The sequence below is a fragment of the Halomonas sp. 707B3 genome, assembly GCF_024158645.1.
In the GTDB taxonomy this organism is placed as follows: Bacteria; Pseudomonadota; Gammaproteobacteria; order Pseudomonadales; family Halomonadaceae; genus Vreelandella; species Vreelandella lionensis.
The window spans coordinates 1-1,166 of record NZ_JAMZBE010000309.1 but is presented as its reverse complement, the minus strand read 5'-3'; the positions used below and the strand labels follow the sequence as shown (position 1 = coordinate 1,166).

General features: G+C 50.8%; 1 protein-coding gene. It reads left to right on the top strand.

From position 1 onward, the window contains the following. The first annotated feature begins 100 nt into the window (after positions 1 to 100). Positions 101 to 982 (top strand): MFS transporter, encoded by an 882-nt coding sequence (locus BIS10_RS18835; protein ID WP_392567207.1) that lies wholly within the window; start codon positions 101 to 103, stop codon positions 980 to 982. Positions 983 to 1,166 lie beyond the last annotated feature (184 nt).

Sequence of the window (1,166 nt, the reverse complement as noted above, 5' to 3'; positions counted from 1 at the left end):
CGTATCATTCCTCTGTTGGTTGTGATCTTGGCGGTGATCAACCAACAGGATACGCCACCCCTTCAGCCTGCTTCCATACACCAGAAATCACCATAGCTCAGTGCAGAGTGGTTGGCCCGTAGGTGCTCTATTAGCTGCAGGTATGACCTCTCTGTTACTGCCCATTGTGGGCTGGCGTGGCAGTTTCTTTGTTGCTGCTTGCGCCTCTATCATTGTTATCGTGATGGCGGTCAAGTTGCCTGAATCGCCTGTGTTTGCGGCTATTAAAGAAGTAGAGCGCCGGCGTAAGTCTGGAGACGCAGAAGGCGCAGCAAAGTTGGCTGCTGAGCAAGATATTGAGGTCAATACTGGCAATAATTTGGGCCTGAAGGGCGTTTTTTCACCAGAACTGCGCCGTCATACTATCTCTCTATCATTGGTCTGGCTCTTCAGTTGGATGGCTATTCAAGTCTTCGCGGTGCTGGGGACCACAGTGCTAGTGGAAGCAAAGGGAGTTAGTTTTGAAAACTCTCTTTACGTTTTGATTCTGGCTAACGCGGTTGGATTTGTAGGCTACCTAAGCCATGGCTGGATGGGCGATCGTATTGGTCGGCGTAATACCGTTTTAGTGGGATTCCTGCTAGGTGGTTTGGCTAGCATCTTCATGTTACTTGGCCCGGCTAATGACAGCTTTATCTACATGATGTATGCAGTAACACTATTTTTCTTGCTTGGTCCTTTCGCTGCCATCCTGTTTTACATGGGCGAATCTTTCCCTGCGCACGTTCGTGGTACGGGTGCTAACGTGGCCCATGTCATGGCGCCGGTAGGCGCAATTATTGGCTCAGGGTTAGTTTCCATATTACTGACTATTGGCGTCAGTATGATTTGGGCAGCGATTTTGGCGGGCTCTTTGCCTCTAGTTCTCAGTGGCGTATTGATGTTCGGTACGCGTCACGTTGATCACCTCGAAAATGATCCTATAAAGGAGGCAATGGCATGAGTTTATTAGCGCGCGACGATGGTTTGGAAGGCAAGGTGGCCATCATTTCCGGTGCCGCTAGCGGCATAGGCCAAGCCCTAGCAGTCTCCTGAATCCGTGAGACCGGCCCCCGGAAGCACTTCTAACCCACTGACCTGCATGGCAATATAGCCATTATCGCCATTCACCCAGACAGTGCCATGCC